Source organism: Burkholderia sp. M6-3 (assembly GCF_050858985.1).
Classification (GTDB): Bacteria; Pseudomonadota; Gammaproteobacteria; order Burkholderiales; family Burkholderiaceae; genus Paraburkholderia; species Paraburkholderia caledonica.
The window spans coordinates 822,511-838,384 of the sequence record NZ_CP110090.1 but is presented as its reverse complement, the minus strand read 5'-3'; the positions used below and the strand labels follow the sequence as shown (position 1 = coordinate 838,384).

General features: G+C 64.4%; 11 protein-coding genes. 7 read left to right on the top strand and 4 right to left on the bottom strand.

The annotated features are described in order from the left end of the window. The first annotated feature begins 312 nt into the window (after positions 1–312). Both OH764_RS03635 and metG read left to right on the top strand, forming a co-directional pair. On the top strand, positions 313–966 hold the full coding sequence (locus tag OH764_RS03635; protein ID WP_498848053.1) for an OmpA family protein: 654 nt from the start codon (positions 313–315) through the stop codon (positions 964–966). Between the two features lie 397 nt (positions 967–1,363). After that, the gene (gene metG, locus OH764_RS03630) at positions 1,364–3,502 is read left to right on the top strand and encodes a methionine--tRNA ligase (RefSeq protein ID WP_498848052.1); all 2,139 of its coding nucleotides are present in this window, start codon (positions 1,364–1,366) and stop codon (positions 3,500–3,502) included. Between the two features lie 152 nt (positions 3,503–3,654). Here the strand turns inward: metG and OH764_RS03625 are convergent, their stop codons facing one another. Beyond that, positions 3,655–8,001, bottom strand: a complete 4,347-nt coding sequence (locus OH764_RS03625) for a translocation/assembly module TamB domain-containing protein (RefSeq protein ID WP_498848051.1) — start codon at positions 7,999–8,001, stop codon at positions 3,655–3,657. 28 nt (positions 8,002–8,029) lie between these two features. Beyond that, positions 8,030–9,877, bottom strand: a complete 1,848-nt coding sequence (locus tag OH764_RS03620; RefSeq protein ID WP_498848050.1) for an autotransporter assembly complex protein TamA — start codon at positions 9,875–9,877, stop codon at positions 8,030–8,032. 350 nt (positions 9,878–10,227) lie between these two features. Here OH764_RS03620 and OH764_RS03615 point away from each other — a divergent pair, with 350 nt between their 5' ends. The 4 genes from OH764_RS03615 to panD all read left to right on the top strand — a co-directional run bounded on the left by OH764_RS03615 (position 10,228) and on the right by panD (position 12,747). After that, complete coding sequence (locus OH764_RS03615; protein WP_007175923.1) at positions 10,228–10,413, top strand: DUF3460 family protein; 186 nt, start codon at positions 10,228–10,230, stop codon at positions 10,411–10,413. 17 nt (positions 10,414–10,430) lie between these two features. Beyond that, positions 10,431–11,306: a segregation and condensation protein A gene (locus OH764_RS03610; RefSeq protein WP_498848049.1), complete on the top strand. Its 876-nt coding sequence runs from the start codon at positions 10,431–10,433 to the stop codon at positions 11,304–11,306. Positions 11,307–11,510: 204 nt separating this feature from the next. Beyond that, on the top strand, positions 11,511–12,344 hold the full coding sequence (gene panC / locus OH764_RS03605; protein ID WP_087751364.1) for a pantoate--beta-alanine ligase: 834 nt from the start codon (positions 11,511–11,513) through the stop codon (positions 12,342–12,344). Between the two features lie 16 nt (positions 12,345–12,360). Further along, complete coding sequence (gene panD, locus OH764_RS03600) at positions 12,361–12,747, top strand: aspartate 1-decarboxylase (protein ID WP_128594487.1); 387 nt, start codon at positions 12,361–12,363, stop codon at positions 12,745–12,747. A 236-nt stretch (positions 12,748–12,983) separates the two neighbouring features. Here panD and OH764_RS03595 read toward each other — a convergent pair whose 3' ends face one another. Continuing rightward, positions 12,984–13,622 (bottom strand): ParA family protein, encoded by a 639-nt coding sequence (locus OH764_RS03595; RefSeq protein WP_498848048.1) that lies wholly within the window; start codon positions 13,620–13,622, stop codon positions 12,984–12,986. 234 nt (positions 13,623–13,856) lie between these two features. Here OH764_RS03595 and OH764_RS03590 point away from each other — a divergent pair, with 234 nt between their 5' ends. After that, entirely contained in the window at positions 13,857–14,276 is a 420-nt protein-coding gene (locus OH764_RS03590; protein WP_498848047.1) for a PaaI family thioesterase, read from the top strand. A gap of 96 nt (positions 14,277–14,372) precedes the next feature. Here the strand turns inward: OH764_RS03590 and OH764_RS03585 are convergent, their stop codons facing one another. Beyond that, positions 14,373–15,833, bottom strand: coding sequence for a cobyric acid synthase CobQ (locus OH764_RS03585; protein ID WP_498848748.1), 1,461 nt, complete (start codon positions 15,831–15,833; stop codon positions 14,373–14,375). Between the last annotated feature and the right edge of the window lie 41 nt (positions 15,834–15,874).

Below are 15,874 nucleotides of genomic sequence, written 5' to 3'. Positions count from 1 at the left end.
AAACCAGGCGTGCCGGGCACCCTTTGGGCCGGCGGACGCCGTGGGGCCGCATCGCTGTGTGCGCCAGGCTTTATTGTAGTGGCTCACGTCGAGCGCTGCCGGAAGACCCTTCTTCATTGTCGGACCGGGACTGAAGAACGCGTGGGGTTTTCCGCCTGGCTTGCGTGTCCCTTTGGTTGTTCGCACTGTCGAGCAGTCTGTTCTGGTGCCGTGACGTTCGCCACGCAGGCTCTAGCGCCACGGACGCTTCACCCGCGCGCGTTACTCGCGCGCTTTATTCGCGTCATTCGCTTTACTCGAAAGGAATCAAAAATGAATGCAAAAATCACGACTCGCCTGGCCATTCTCGCCGTTTCGGGCTCCCTGCTCGCAGGTTGCGCCAGCCAACAGGGCACTAACACGGCAGTGGGTACGGGCGTAGGCGCTGGCACCGGCGCGGCGCTGGGCGCAATTTTCGGCGGCGGCAAGGGCGCGGCGATCGGCGCCGGCGTCGGCGCAGCGGTGGGTGGCATCACCGGCTACAACTGGCAATCCATTCACAACAAGCTGTCGGGCGCCACCAAGGGCACGGGCACCCAGATCACCGAGCAGCCGGACGGCTCGCTCAAGCTCAACATTCCGAGCTCCGTTACGTTCGACACCAACAGCTATGCGATCAAGCCGTCGTTCGCACCGGTGCTGGATCAGCTGACGCAAACGCTGCAGCAGAACCCGGAAGTGATCGCCCAAGTGGTCGGCTACACGGACAGCACGGGTCAACCGGCTTACAACCAGACGCTGTCGGTCAACCGCGCGCAAAGCGTAACCGGCTTTCTGGCGCAACGCGGCGTCGCGCCGCAGCGTTTGTCGGCACAAGGCATGGGCCAGAACCAGCCGATCGCCGACAACAACACCGAAGCCGGCCGTGCAGCAAACCGTCGCGTGGAAATCTATCTGCGCGCCACGGCTCAGCACACCACGCAATAACAACAACGCACGATTAGCAGGGGAATTGGGGCCGGAGATTCGCAGCACCGGGCTGACCAGCGTCGCCGGTTCAGTTATCTGGTGGCCGGCAACCTGATGCTGAGCAGGCTGTAAAAACGCATCGCGGAAAATCTCTCACGAGGACGAAAAAATTTCGAACTCTCCTGAAATTCCGCTGTCTCTCTTTACGGTACGTGGCTGGCGAAGCCGCCGCGTCACCATTCTCCTCTTGTCGTTGTTGCTCCGGGGTTAATCGCCCCGGTTTTTTTTTTGGGCGCTCGCTTTTCGCGGTGTCCGAGGCAGCCCGGCATGCTGCGCGCCCGCGCCGGGCCATGCCCGCGGGCGCCTGCCCTGCTAGAATCGACCTTTCGTCCCACCGCAGGCTCCCACCATCCTTATGTCAGCACCCGCAACCGATCTCACTGCAGGCGCGCCGTCGGCCCGCCGCCAGGTTCTCGTCACGTCGGCCCTTCCTTATGCGAACGGGCAAATCCATATTGGCCATCTGGTTGAATATATCCAGACGGACATCTGGGTCCGCACGCTGCGAATGCACGGGCACGAGGTCTATTACGTGGGCGCCGACGACACACACGGCACGCCGGTCATGCTGCGCGCGGAACTGGAAGGTTTGACGCCGAAGCAGCTGATCGACCGCGTCTGGCAGGAGCACAAGCGTGACTTTGACAGCTTCGGCATCTCGTTCGACAACTATTACTCGACCGATTCCGAGGAGAACCGCGTCCTGAGTGAGAACGTCTATCTCGCGCTGACGGAAGCGGGTTTGATCGACGCCCGCGATATCGAACAGGCGTACGACCCGGTCAAGGAAATGTTCCTGCCGGACCGCTTTATCAAGGGCGAATGCCCGAAGTGCGGCGCGAAAGACCAGTACGGCGACAGCTGCGAAGTGTGCGGCTCGACCTATCAACCCACCGAGCTCGTCAATCCGTACTCGGTGGTGTCGGGCGCCACGCCGATTCGCAAGACATCGACGCATTACTTCTTCCGCCTGTCCGATCCGCGCTGCGAGAATTTCCTGCGCGCGTGGGTGGGCGGCCTTGCCCAGCCGGAAGCGACCAACAAGATGCGCGAGTGGCTGGGCGACGCCGGTGAAGCGAAGCTCGCCGACTGGGATATTTCGCGCGACGCGCCCTATTTCGGCTTCGAAATTCCGGGCGCGCCGGGCAAATACTTCTACGTGTGGCTGGATGCGCCGGTCGGCTACTACGCGAGCTTCAAGAACCTCGCCCAGAAGCGCGGGCTCGACTTCGACGCGTGGGTTCGCCCGGGCTCGAAGGCTGAGCAGTATCACTTTATCGGCAAAGACATTCTGTATTTCCACACGTTGTTCTGGCCGGCCATGCTCGAATTTTCGGGCCACCGCACGCCGACCAACGTGTTCGCGCACGGCTTCCTGACGGTGGACGGCGCGAAAATGTCGAAGTCGCGCGGCACCTTCATCACCGCGCAGAGCGTGATCGACACCGGCCTGAACCCGGAATGGCTGCGCTACTACTTCGCGGCCAAGCTGAACAGCACGATGGAAGACCTCGACCTGAATCTCGACGACTTCCAGGCGCGCGTGAACAGCGATCTGGTCGGCAAGTACGTGAACATCGCGAGCCGCGCCGCAGGCTTCCTGATCAAGCGCTTCGACGGCCGCGTGCAGGACAGCGCGATGCAGCACCCGCTGCTCGCGACGCTGCGCGCCGCCGTACCGCAGATCGCCGCGAACTACGAAGCTCGCGAGTACAACCGCGCGCTGCGCCAAACCATGGAACTGGCCGATGCGGTGAACGCCTACGTCGACACGGCCAAACCTTGGGATCAGGCGAAAGACCCGGCCAATGCCGTCGCGCTGCACGAAACCTGCAGCGTGAGCATCGAGGCGTTCCGTCTGCTGTCGCTTGCGCTCAAGCCCGTGCTGCCGAAGCTCGCAGAAGCGGTTGAAGCGTTCCTCGGCATCGAGCCGCTCGTGTGGGCCGACGCGAATGTACCGCTCAGTTCGGCGCGTCCGATCAACGCGTACAAGCATCTGATGACGCGCGTCGACCCCAAGCAGATCGAAGCCTTGCTGGCAGCCAATCGCGACTCGCTGCAAGCCACGGCGGAAGCAGGCGCGCCGGTCGCGGACGCGAAGACGAAGTCAAAGGCCGCAAAGGCTACCCCCGCGGACAAGGACGACACGCCCGAAGTCATCTCCATCGACGACTTCGCGAAGATCGATCTGCGTGTCGCAAAGATCGTCGACTGCAAGGCGGTCGAAGGTTCGGACAAGCTGCTGCAACTCACGCTGGACGTCGGCGAGGAGAAGACGCGCAACGTATTTTCCGGCATCAAGTCCGCGTATCAGCCGGAGCAGCTCATCGGCAAGCTAACGGTGATGGTCGCGAACCTCGCGCCGCGCAAGATGAAGTTTGGCCTGTCGGAAGGCATGGTGCTGGCGGCGTCGGCGACCGACGAGAAGGCCGAGCCTGGCCTCTACGTGCTGGAGCCGCACAGCGGCGCCAAGCCGGGCATGCGTGTGAAGTAACGCGCAAGCGCACACGTACGCAAACATTCTCGACACGGTTAGCTGCAACAAGCAAAACGGCACGCTGTAAAAGGCGTGCCGTTTTTTTTCGCCTGCATTTTCATGTGCGGCGCATTGCGCTCCTCAAGACAGCAAGAGCAGCCGAAAGCAGATCACCACTTGATGCGGTCATAGCGCCGCGTGTATAGCAGCTCGATCCCGTCGAATGTGCCGCCATAGGCCGCGACGGACCAGTAGCGCGTCAGGTTGACGGTCGCCTTAACCGCGTTGCTCGCCGACTGCAACCCCTGCTCATAGCCGATCACGAGCCATTCGTTGATCGCCTTCGACACCATCACCACCTGCGGGTCCGTCAATCCGACTTCGCTGCGACCAATCGAAAACTCGTCAAGACCGAAAGTCTGCGCGATCCGCTTGCCGCTCGCGCTGCCGAGCAACGCGAGCGCGGTTGTCATCGTGCTCTGCTGGCCGAGGTTGTTGCCCTGATCGGTGCCATGACCAAAGAGCAGCCACGAGAGCTTTTCGTTATCCGGCACGTTCGGCTCTGACACGAGCTTCGCGACTGGGAAGTTCACGGTGCCCGTAACCGAGACGCCCGCCTCCACCTGCTGATTGCGGCGCATCGCCAGAATATTGATGCCGGGATTGGCGACCGGTCCATTGAACGTGAAGAAGCCGTTTTCAATGTTGAGCTTGCGGCCGAACGCGGTGTACGTGGAGCCCTGCGTCACGCGCACGTTGCCGACCGCGCGCAGAGGCAGATTCGGCGCGCTCATCGCCGTGATGGTGCCGGTCAGGCCGAGGTCGGCCCCCTGTCCGCGAAAGCGGAAGTTGTTGCCCAGGTTGATGTCGATATTCGCACGCGGTGCAAACGGACCGATCGGCTTATTGCTGCCCGGCACCGGTCGCGGCCGTTCTCCCGCCACCGTGCCGTCCGGGCGTACGACCACCACGTCGTCGCCGAGCTTGGGCGCGGATTGCTCCGGCAGGTCGAACAGCGCGTGGTCGACGGTAAACTTGCCATTGATCGCCATGCCGCCCTGCGCGCCCGCGTTGGCGACGCTAGCGCTGCCCGTCAGCGACAGATTACGATCCGGCGCCGCAAAAAGTTCGAGTTTGTCCGCGACGATGCTCGCAGTCAGGTCCGGTTCCGCGCCGTCCAGACGCACCCGGCCGGTTGCGCGCAACGTCCCGCTCGCGCCGTGGAATTCGACCTGCTCGAAGTCGACAAGATTGTGCGACAGCGCGACCCGTACAACGCCGTCCTTTAACTGCACGCCCTGGTCGACAAGCGTGGCGGAAAGCCCGTCGCCGAGCAGCGAACCCGTCAGGTTAGGCTTGGCGACAGTACCGCCAAGCGCGAGCCTCAACGCAAGGTGGCCGTCGAGCAGATAGTTTGGCCCGAACAGCCCGCCGGTCGTTTTCAGCGACGGCACATTGGCATTGACATTGCCGGTAAGCGCGCCCTCTTCGTTGACGCTCAGGAAGCCGTCGCGCTCAACCAGCGTGGTGTGCGCGTCGGCGTCGATCACGCCGATGCGACTCGCCTGCGCATGCACCGTCGCGTTCAGACGATTGCCGCCGCTGAACTCCGCGCGCGCGGCGATATTGGAGATACCCAGCGACGCCAGCCCGCGACCGATCTCGACCGTGACGTCGCCGCTGCGGCGCCGCAACTGGATATGGCCGCTCGCCGTGGTGCCGAGCGCGAAGTCCCAGTCGCCGTCGAATATCAGATCGGTCTTGACGGCCGGCGGCGTGCCGGTGATCTCGCGCCGCAAGTCCTGCAGCCGCGCCACCGAAATGCCAGTCAGGTTGCCCGCCGACTGAACCTTGCCGTGGTCGAAAGAGAACGACTTGAGGCTCAACACCGCGCCTTCGAGCGTGAGCCGTGTCGCGCCGAGCGTCAGGTGGCGCGGCCCGGCGCTCACGGCAAGCGGCGACTCGAGATTCAACGCGGGGGTGCCGCGGTTTTGCAGACGCGTCACCGTGCCGTCCCAGCGCGTGCCGTCGCGCGCCTCGGTGAGCTTGCCGTTGGCCGCCAGCGTCAGATCCAGAGGGCGATCCTGCAGCTTGCCGGTGGCCGCGGCTTCGAGCGAGTGACTGGCGCGCGTGCCGGTCAGACGCGCGGTGAGCGTGGCGAGATCGACGCCGCCAGCGCTCACGTTGCGCGCGTCTGTCGTGAAGACGAGCGCGCCGTTTGCGCCGTCGCGCAGTTCGGCATGACCTTCTGCATGGCCGATACGGTTGCTGCTCAACACGACGCCGTCGGCCTTGTAGTTCAGCACCACGTTCGGATGCTCGAACGAGCCGGTGAGGTCGCCGTCGGCGGCGACGAGCCCGGCGAGGCCGAAGCCGAGGCGCTCGAGCGCCGGTGCGTCGATATGAAAGCGCAAGCGGTCGCCGCGTGCGCCGAAGCTGCCCTGCAGATCGACCTGGTTGCCCGCCACCGAGAGGTTCGCGCGGCTCGGCAAAATCCGCGAGCCCGCCAGTTGCACCGTGCCGCCGCCGGTCAGCGGCAGGCCGTCGTAGACGCTTGGACCCAGCTTGAACTCGGCTTTGGTGGTGAAAATGGGCGCCAACATGCCGGTCGCGGTCAGCGTGCCGTTGACCTTCGCCTCGATCTTGCGCGCTGGCGGCGCAGCGCGCTTGCGCGCGGGCGTCTTGCGCTCGATCACCTCTTTCTTGACGACGGCTTTGCCGGTGTTCTTCACGACCGCCGCAGCCTTGTCGGCCGGAGCTGCGCTTTTGGCGCCGGCCGTGCTGCCGGCTTGCGCCTCGGCCTGCGCGGATAGCCGGCCCTTCGCCTCGCTCTGCGGCACGGCAGGTCCATTGACTGGCGCGCGGGACGGCATTTGCGAGGCTAGCGTCAACGGATCGAAATCGGTGAGTTGCGCCTTCAGGTTGTAGCTGGAATTCGCGTCGTGCTTGAGGGCGCCGGACAGATCGATGCGGCCTTTGCCCGACGTGATACGCACGTCGTTGAAGCTGAGCCGCGCGGGGTCCATGGTCAGTTTGCCCTGCGCGCGCAGCGCCGCTTTGGGGTCGGCCAGATCGAGCGTGACGGTCTGGATGTCGTCGTTGAGTCGGATAGCGATCGGGCCGGACAGCTGCGTGGGCCGCACCGTCGCCTGAAGCGCGTTCAGGTCGAGACCGGCGACCTGCAGGTCGAACTGGCCGCGCTTGCCGCTCAGCGCGCCGCTGCCGGTCAGCGTGGCGCTCTTCACGAGGTGCACGGCGAGATTCGAAATGCGCTGTGCACTGGCGTCGAGGCGCACATCGGCGTTGGCGTCGATGAGCGGCAGCAGGTGTTGATCGATCGCGCCGGGACGTGCGTTGACAATCGAGACATGGCCCGCCACTGCCAAACCGGCTGCACTCTTGCCGGGCGCGCGCGCGTGGCTGGCGCTTGCGGGATGTTCTGCGGCTGCGCCTTGTGCGGAGTTCAGTGAAGCCGTCACGCTGGCGCCACTGGCCCCACTGGCCGCGCTCGCTCCGACCGCGCCCGCCTCCTGCGCCACCGGCTGCAGCTCCGCCCTCACGGCGAGATCGGCGAGCGGCGCGCCCGGCGCAAACGCCTGCGGATTAACGTGGTCGAACGTCAAGGTTGCGCGCTTGAGCGGCACCTCGCCGAACGGCGTCGCCTCGACTTGCGCGTGGCCGGCGAGCTTCATCCCGCTCGCGTCGAGTTCGGCGACGAGATTGGCCAGCGTGCCGCTCAGATGCCCGCCAACCTGCACGGCTTCGTCGTTGACCTTGCCCGAATAACCCACGTCGCCGGTCAGTGGAAACGGCCGCATGCCGTCGAGCTTTGCAGACGCCGTCACCGCGCCGAACGGCGTATCGAGCCGCTCGACTGCGGCCTCGTGGTGACGCCCGTCGCTGCGTCCATGGAAAGCGAAGTGAGAAAACTCGGTTGTCGACGTGCCCTGGTGCAACAACAGCTTGTCCACTTGCACGTCGCGGATTTCCAGCTGCATCGGCAAGCGCAGATCTTGCGGGAGTTTCAGCGGCTCGCTGCTGCTCGGCGACGAGGCGCCGATGTGCGCGTCCACGGTACCCACGTGCAGATAGTCGATCGTGAAACGCCACGGCTCGCGCATGAGCGCCCATTTGCCCGACACCCGGTCGATCTGAATGTCGGTGCCGCTGCCGTCCAGCGCGCGCCAGCGCACTGCGCGCAGCCGTACGCCGTTCGCGAGCGCTCCGCTTTCCAGCGTGCCGCTCAGCTTGCCGCCCAGCAGCTTGACCGCCGCCTGCCACGCATAGGCGGTGCCGCGTTCGGTGGTGAGCGCGCCGTACAGCAGGCCCAGCGCCAACGCAACGAGCAACACCAGCACCACGACCAACGCGGCGAGCGTTTTCAACAGCAGGCGGCCGGCGCGGCGACGCTTCGCCGGCGGCGGTTCCGGCGTGCCGGGCGGTCCGGGCGGTTCAGCGCCCGGCGGCGGGTTGCCGGGCGGCTGCACGGGAGGTTGGGCGGAAACGTCCGTCGTCATGCGTGGTTCATGTACAAGCAGGTGCGCATCAGAAGGCGATACCGAGCGTCAGATAGGGCCGCACACTTCTGTTGCGGATGCCGTATGCCAGGTCGACATTGACCGGGCCCACCGGGCTGCGCCAGCGCGCGCCGACGCCCGCGCCCGGGAAAAAAGTTTTCTCGCCCCAGGTGTCGGTCGCCGTGCCGACGTCGAAGAAGGCCGCCGCGCCCCAGTCGTGCGTGAACCAGTGCTGGTATTCCGCCGATGCCGTCACCAGATATTTCGTCGGCAGTACCGAACCCTGAACGTTGTTACCAATGCTCTGGTAGGAATAGCCGCGCACCGAGTTGGAACCGCCCGCACGAAACAGCAGCGAAGCCGGAATGCCGCTCGAACTGCCGCTCGTGAATACGCCGCCGAGCTCCGCGCGAAACACCATGAGGTCTTCCTTGCCGATCGGCAAATACTGCTGGCCACGCGCGTAGCCGCGGATGAACGTCTGGTCGGTGAGCACACCCTTTACCGCGAAACCGGCTTCGACGTGGATCAGGTTGCCCTTGCGCGGGAACAGCGGGTCGTCGGTATTGCGCCGGGTCCACGACCACGACGGCACCAGCGCGCGGCTCGTGGTCGGCTCGCCCGCGTTCTGGTCGAGCCGGTCCTGATAAAACAGGATTGCATACGTGTAGTCGATGAACTGCGACGTGCGAGTACGCTGCACACCACCGCGAATGCTGTAGATACGTGTGTCGGAAACGTCCGTGGTCGTGTAGGACGCCAACACACTATTGGTCCATCCCCGTCGTCCCGGCGGCATCGCAAGCTGAACCTGGCCGTACTGCTGGACCTGATCGACCCGGCCGTCGATGGTGAACGGCCACGCCTTGCCAAACGTATTCAGATACGAGTACGCGCCCTGCACCAGCGCGCCGTTGTCGGTCGAATAGCCGACGCCACCGCGAATGCTGTTGTACGGATACTCCGACACCTTCACATGCAGCGGCGTTTCGACCGGCTTTGCCAGATCGCTGCCCACGTCGATCGCGACACTCGCGTAATACGGCGTGTTTTGCAACTGCCGCTGCAATTCGGTAATGCGCTGCACGTCGTAGACGTCGCCCACCGAAATCGGATTCACATTCTCGACGATCTGTTCCGGATAGCGCCGTGTGCCCGACACGTCCAGCTTGCCCATCGTGAAGGTGGGCCCACTTTCATACGCGACGGACAGCTTGGCCTCGTGCGTACGGGGATCGACGCGCGCCTCGGCGTGATAGATCTTCGCGCCCAGATAGCGGCGCGCCTGCAACGCCTTCAGCGACGCGTTCTTCGCGTCGTCCCAGCCCGCCTGCGAAAACGGGTCGCCTTCGTGCAGCGAAAATGCAAAGCGCGCGGCGTTTTCCTGCGCCGGGTCCTCGGTCAGCACCGGGCCGCGAAACGACAGGGAAATGGAGGTAATGACGGTTTGCGGGCCAGGATCGACGCTCACGGTCACATGCTTGATCTTCTCGACAATACGCACGTCCGTACGCACGATCGGGGTGAAATAGCCCTGCGTGGCGGCCAGATCGCGCACCTGCCGGGGCGTGGCCGTGATCAGAAATTCGAACTGGTCGTCGCTGATGTCGGGGCGCTTCGCAAACCGCGCAATGTCCAGGTGTTCTTCGAGCAGCTTGCGCAGCGAGCGCGGCGATGCTTCGACATCAACCTTGTAGCTCGCCGCCGTGCGCGCCGCGTATGCGGGACCGCCAGCCAGCGTCAGCATCAGGATGCCTAGGGCGAGCCACGCGCGCAGCCAGCGCCGCATTGGCGTACGCATTGGCGTACAAACGCCGCGGCCCCCGCCGGCTTTGCTGCGCCGCCCGCGCGGCTGTTGGATCGCACACCCCGCCAAACAGGACCTCCGGCCATGGTTGATGAATTTTGTCGTTCGGGCGCAGTGCCGCCGAAGCTCGCTATTTGACCACATCGGCGGCGCCGCGCTATCTCTAAACGCGCCCGCGAACGCCCGCGCGGCGCATGGCACGAGGCGACGCGCCCGCCTTTGACGCGCTGCGCGGCGCGCGGGTTCCGGCTATCCGCGCCAGGCGCAATTTCACAGACGATGCATCGGCCGCCGGCCGGCTTTTTCGACCGCGCGCGGCGCATGCGCTAAAATTACGGAATAGCAGCGGCAGCCGCGCGAAGACCACCACGGCGAAGCCGCCATTTGCCCAACCACGCCCCAACCACGGACGTCGAGCCATGTATCAATCGGACATCACCCAGTTCCTGAACCAGCTCAAGCAGCAGAAGCCCAACCTGGAAGCCGAGCAACGTCGCGGCCGGGCCTTGCTGTGGGACAAGCAGCCGATCGACCTGGAAGAGCGCGCCGAGCAGAAAGCTTCGCGCGTCGAACAGACGCCTTACTCGTACTACCAGAACTTCTGAGCGGCTCCCCGCAACCAATGAATCCCGCCGACGAGGCACACGGCGCGCCGCCGGCTCCGTCCGCCGCCGCGCTTGCCACGCCCGCCACCGATTCGACGCCCGACACCGTCGACGGCATTGCTTTCGCACGCCTGTACGGCGAGCCGCTCTTCAAGCTGCCGACCGACCTGTATATCCCGCCGGACGCGCTCGAAGTGTTTCTCGAAACATTCGAGGGCCCGCTGGACCTGTTGCTGTACCTGATCCGCAAGCAGAACTTCAACGTGCTCGACATTCCCATGGCGGATGTCACGGTGCAATACCTCGGCTATGTCGACCAGTTGCGCCAGACCAATCTCGAACTGGCGTCCGAATATCTGCTGATGGCCGCCATGCTGATCGAGATCAAGTCGCGCATGCTGCTGCCCGTGAAGAAGGCCGACAGCGGCGAGGAAGCCGAAGACCCGCGCGCGGAACTGGTGCGGCGCCTGCTGGAATACGAGCAGATGAAGCTTGCCGCACAGCGCATCGACCAGTTGCCGCAACTCGGGCGTGACTTCCTGCGCGCCGAGGTCTATATCGAGCAAAGCATCACGCCGCGCTTTCCCGACGTGAACAGCGAGGACCTGCGCGCCGCCTGGGCCGACGTGATCAAACGCGCGAAGCTCGTCCAGCATCACAAGATTTCGCGCGAAGAACTGTCTGTGCGCGAGCATATGAGTTCGATCCTGCGGCAACTGCAGAACGCGCGCTTCGTCGAATTTTCTGACCTGTTCGATACCAGCAAGGGTGTGCCGGTCGTGGTGGTCAACTTCATCGCAATGCTCGAGTTGTGCCGCGAATCCCTCGTCGAAATCACCCAGGCCGAGCCGTTTGCACCTATCTACGTGCGCCTCGCGTATTTGCCGGCCTGAAGCGAAAACCGGTTGCGGCGCAGCGGGCCGGGCTTCATGCTTCAAAACGGCCGGCCAGGCCTCGTTTCGGTGCGTCCGGCGGCCAAATCCACTACAATCCCGCGCTCCGAACCTGTCATTACCAGTGAGGCGGCGGGCCGCGCAATCGCCTGAGGCCTTTGCGTCAACCCAGTCTCGCGCCGCGCGAGGAATCCCTGTCCGATCATGAAAGTCATCAGCTCGATCCATGAATTGCGCGACCAGTTGCGCGGCCAGAATCGCACTGCCTTTGTGCCGACCATGGGCAATCTGCACGAGGGCCATCTGTCGCTGATGCGCCTCGCGCGCCAGCACGGCGATCCGGTGGTGGCCAGCATCTTCGTCAATCGTCTGCAGTTCGGGCCGAACGAGGATTTCGACAAATATCCGCGCACCATGGAAGCGGACATCGAAAAGCTGCAGAAAGAAAACGTTTACGTGCTTTTCGCGCCGACAGAGCGCGACCTCTATCCCGAACCGCAGGAATACCGGGTACATCCGCCGCACGATCTGGGCGACATTCTCGAAGGCGAATTCCGGCCGGGCTTCTTCCAGGGCGTGTGCACCGTCGTAATGAAACTGATGTCGTGCGTGCAGCCGCGCGTGGCGGTGTTCGGCAAGAAGGACTACCAGCAGCTGATGATCGTGCGCCGCATGTGCCAGCAATTCGCGGTGCCGACCGACATCATCGCGGCCGAGACGGTGCGCGATACCGACGGTCTTGCGCTCAGCTCGCGCAACCGCTATTTGCAGCCGGACGAGCGCACCGAGGCGCCGATGCTGGCCGCCGAGCTCAATCGGGTGCGCGACGCAGTGCTCGCAGGCGAGCGCGACTTCACGGCGCTTGAGCGCGCGGCGATGGCGTCGCTGACCGCCCGCGGCTGGCAGCCCGACTACATCGCAGTGCGCAAGCGGTCGAATCTGCTGCCGCCGGGTCCGCAAGATGCGAACGCGGAACTCGTCGTGCTGGCCGCCGCCAAGCTCGGTGCGACCCGTCTTATCGACAACCTCGAAATCTGAAGCCGTCTGGATCACTATGCAACGCAACATGCTGAAGTCGAAGATTCACCGCGTCGCGGTCACGCACTGCGAACTGCACTACGAAGGTTCGTGCGCGATCGACGAAGACTTGCTCGAAGCGGCGAACATCGTCGAAAACGAACGGATCGACATCTGGAACATCAACAACGGTGAGCGCTTCTCGACCTATGCGATCAAGGGCGAGCGAGGCAGCGGCATGATTTCGTTGAACGGCTCGGCCGCGCGACGTGCGCAGCTCGGCGACCTGGTGATCATCGCGGCCTTCGCGGTGGTCGACGAAGCGGAGTTGAAGGCGGGCTGGAAGCCCGACCTCGTGTTCGTCGACGAGAACAACAAGATCAAGGGCAGCCGCGATCACGTGCCAACGCAAAACTGGAATTGAGCGACGCGCTCGCCTGAGTTCTTTGTAACGGAGCTCAGCTTGGCTGGGGGTTGCCACCCCCGGTTCGGCGCCACGCCCGATCGAAGCGGGCGGCCGTGCTGCCTCGCGGTGGTGGCGCTGATGGTTCGGAATTCCGCCTGACAGGCACGGTTGGCTCCGGTACTCAGGACAGCTCCGGGCAGCTCCGGGCCGCTCTAACGTTCAAAGCCGGCGCAAGCCTCACCAATACCCCGCCCTCACCCCTTCTTACCGCCGCCATTCGTCCACTCGATGATCGGCTGCCACTGCTCCAGATCCTTCTCCACGCGGCTTTTGGCGACGTCCCACAAAGTGAGGCCGTGGGCCGCTAGCTGCACGTAGTTCTGCGTGTCGCGCAGATAGCCGAGCACCGGCAGCTTCAGCCCCTCGACGAAACGGTGCAACTGCTCAGCCGAACGCGTGCGCGCATCGACGCGCATCCCCACCACGCCAATCTCGATCGCACCTTTCCTGACGGCTTTTTCCTTCGCGAGCCGCTCCAGAAATTCCTGCGTAGCCAGAATATCGAACATCGACGGCTGCAGCGGCACGATCACCTTGTCGGCCAGATCCAGCGCGATATTCATGCGATTGCCGTGCAAACCCGCCGGGGTGTCGATGATCGCGTGCTCCAGACCCTTTGGCGGTTTGGCGGGCGTCTCGGGGTTGACTTCCCATGTTTCGATGGCCGGCAGCGTGTCCGGCCGCAACGACAGCCACGCATGGGCCGACTGCTGCTTGTCGAGATCGGCGAGCGCCACCCACTCGCCGGTTGCGGCGAAATAGCCGGCCAGATTGGTCGACAGCGTGCTTTTGCCCACGCCGCCCTTCGGATTCGCCACCACGATTACCGTCATGAATACTCCCGGAATGAAGCCAGGACGACGCCGGCCGGTCCGCCGCGTTCTGCCCTGAACCTTCTGCTTTTGGCTTGTACATGTTGTCATGTCGGCGCCCCGACTTGCACAGATTCGAGTCCGTGCGCCGATCCAGCCGTTGATAATATCGACAAATGCAGCGAGGCCGAAGCCCCCGAACGGCTAATCGGTCGCCTTGCATCACCGATTTAACCTTTCCAGGAAGCCAATCCAATGAGCAAACTCCGGCCGGAATACACCGTGGAACGACTGCACGAACGCCAGAAAGGCAAGCTGCCAGGCTTGCTGGGCGTGCATGTGCTGTCGCTGGACGAAGGCGCACTGACTGCGGAATTGACCGTGCGCGAAGAACTGCTCGCGCCGAACGGCTTTCTTCACGCGGCCACGGTAATCGGTCTCGCAGACACCGCTTGCGGCTATGCGTGTCTCGCCCACCTGCCGGACAAGGCGCGTAATTTCACGACAGTCGAGCTGAAAAGCAACTTTCTCGGCACGGCGACCGAAGGCACGATCCGCGCGGTGGCGAAAGGTGTGCACCTTGGCCGCAGCACGCAGGTTTGGGATGCGACCGTCACCGGTCCCGACGGCAAGACGATCGCCCTGTTCCGCTGCACGCAGATTGTTCTGTATTGATAGAACCGCGGGACATCGCAAGGAGCGCGACGCGAAGTCCGCTTCGCCACGATGGTTCTTCGCAGAACGCGATCGCGACGCGGGCGAGTCCGGCCGTCAAGCCACCGCAGCCATCAAGCTCGCCAGATCCAGGTGTTCAGCCAGCGTGTCGGCGAGCCGGTCCAGCGACGCTTCGCGCAACGCGGGATAGTCGATTGCGTCTGCGTCGCTCAGTCCTGCCCAGGCCAATAGCGCCGCGCAGGCAGCCGGTGTGTCGAACACGCCGTGCACGTATGTGGCGAGGATCTGGCCATCCGCGGAAATTGCACCGTCGGGACGCGCTTCGCCCGGCGCCCCAAGACACAGCGCCGGCGATTCCAACGCCGGCCCTTGCGTCTCGCCCATATGAATCTCGTAGCCGCCCACCTCCGGCGAGCCCGGCAACGCGACGCGGCCGGTCACATTCTTCAGCGTCTTCTCACGCGTCAGCACTGTCGAGTAGTCGAGCCAGCCAAGGCCCGCCGACGTTCCCGGCGCACCCTCCACGCCGTGCGGATCGGCAACCTCGCGCCCGAGCATCTGCATCCCGCCGCAGATGCCGATCACGCGCCCGCCATAGCGCAAGTGCCGTTGCAGCACCGCGTCCCAGCCCTGCGCCCGTAGAAACGCCAGATCGCCGCGCACGTTCTTCGAACCCGGCAGGATGACGAGGTCCGCGGGCGGCGGTGGCGTGCCGCTTCGCACGTAATGAAAATCGACTTGCGGATGCGCGCGCAGCGCGTCGAAATCCGTGTGGTTGCTGATATGCGGCAGCACCGGCACGACCACACGCAACGTGCGCGCGGCGTCGCCGCACTGCGCCGCGCGGAGTTCGGGCGGCAGCATGTCCTCGGCGTCGAGCGTGAGGCCGTGCAGATACGGGACGACCCCCAGCACCGGCTTGCCGGTCTTTGCCTCGAGCCAGTCGAGACCCGGCTTCAGCAGTCCGATATCGCCTCGAAAGCGATTGATGATGAACCCCCGCACACGCGCCTGCTCGCTCGCCGACAGGCACGCAAGCGTTCCTGTCAGATGCGCGAAAACGCCGCCCCGGTCGATGTCCGCCACCAGCACGACCGGACAGTCGACGGCTTCGGCAAAACCCATGTTGGCGATATCCCGCTCGCGCAGATTGATCTCGGCCGGGCTGCCCGCGCCTTCCACGAAAATCGTGTCATACGCCGCTTGCAGCCGCGCGTAGGACGCAAGGACCGCTTCGAAAGCGACGGGTTTGTACTCGTGATACGCGCGGGCGTCGAGATTCATGCGCGCCTTGCCGTGGATGATCACCTGCGCGCCGCGATCGCTCGTGGGCTTGAGCAGCACGGGGTTCAGATCGGTGTGCGCGGCGATGCCGGCGGCCACCGCCTGCAACGCCTGAGCACGCCCGATCTCGCCGCCGTCGACGGTCACTGCGCTGTTGAGCGCCATGTTCTGCGGCTTGAACGGCGCGACCCGGACACCGGCACGCCGCGCGAGCCGGCATAAACCGGCGACCAGCGTACTCTTGCCCGCATCGGACGTGGTGCCCTGGATCATGAGCGTGCCGCGCGGCACGGGAACGGTGTCATGCGAGATCG

What these genes read in the sequence shown, in the direction of transcription:
- OH764_RS03635 (WP_498848053.1), top strand. Translation starts at nt 313, where the DNA reads ATGAATGCAAAAATCACGACTCGCCTGGCCATTCTCGCCGTTTCGGGC.
- metG (WP_498848052.1), top strand. Translation starts at nt 1,364, where the DNA reads ATGTCAGCACCCGCAACCGATCTCACTGCAGGCGCGCCGTCGGCCCGC.
- OH764_RS03625 (WP_498848051.1), bottom strand. Translation starts at nt 8,001, where the DNA reads ATGACGACGGACGTTTCCGCCCAACCTCCCGTGCAGCCGCCCGGCAAC.
- OH764_RS03615 (WP_007175923.1), top strand. Translation starts at nt 10,228, where the DNA reads ATGTATCAATCGGACATCACCCAGTTCCTGAACCAGCTCAAGCAGCAG.
- OH764_RS03610 (WP_498848049.1), top strand. Translation starts at nt 10,431, where the DNA reads ATGAATCCCGCCGACGAGGCACACGGCGCGCCGCCGGCTCCGTCCGCC.
- panC (WP_087751364.1), top strand. Translation starts at nt 11,511, where the DNA reads ATGAAAGTCATCAGCTCGATCCATGAATTGCGCGACCAGTTGCGCGGC.
- panD (WP_128594487.1), top strand. Translation starts at nt 12,361, where the DNA reads ATGCAACGCAACATGCTGAAGTCGAAGATTCACCGCGTCGCGGTCACG.
- OH764_RS03595 (WP_498848048.1), bottom strand. Translation starts at nt 13,622, where the DNA reads ATGACGGTAATCGTGGTGGCGAATCCGAAGGGCGGCGTGGGCAAAAGC.
- OH764_RS03590 (WP_498848047.1), top strand. Translation starts at nt 13,857, where the DNA reads ATGAGCAAACTCCGGCCGGAATACACCGTGGAACGACTGCACGAACGC.
- OH764_RS03585 (WP_498848748.1), bottom strand. Translation starts at nt 15,833, where the DNA reads ATGATCCAGGGCACCACGTCCGATGCGGGCAAGAGTACGCTGGTCGCC.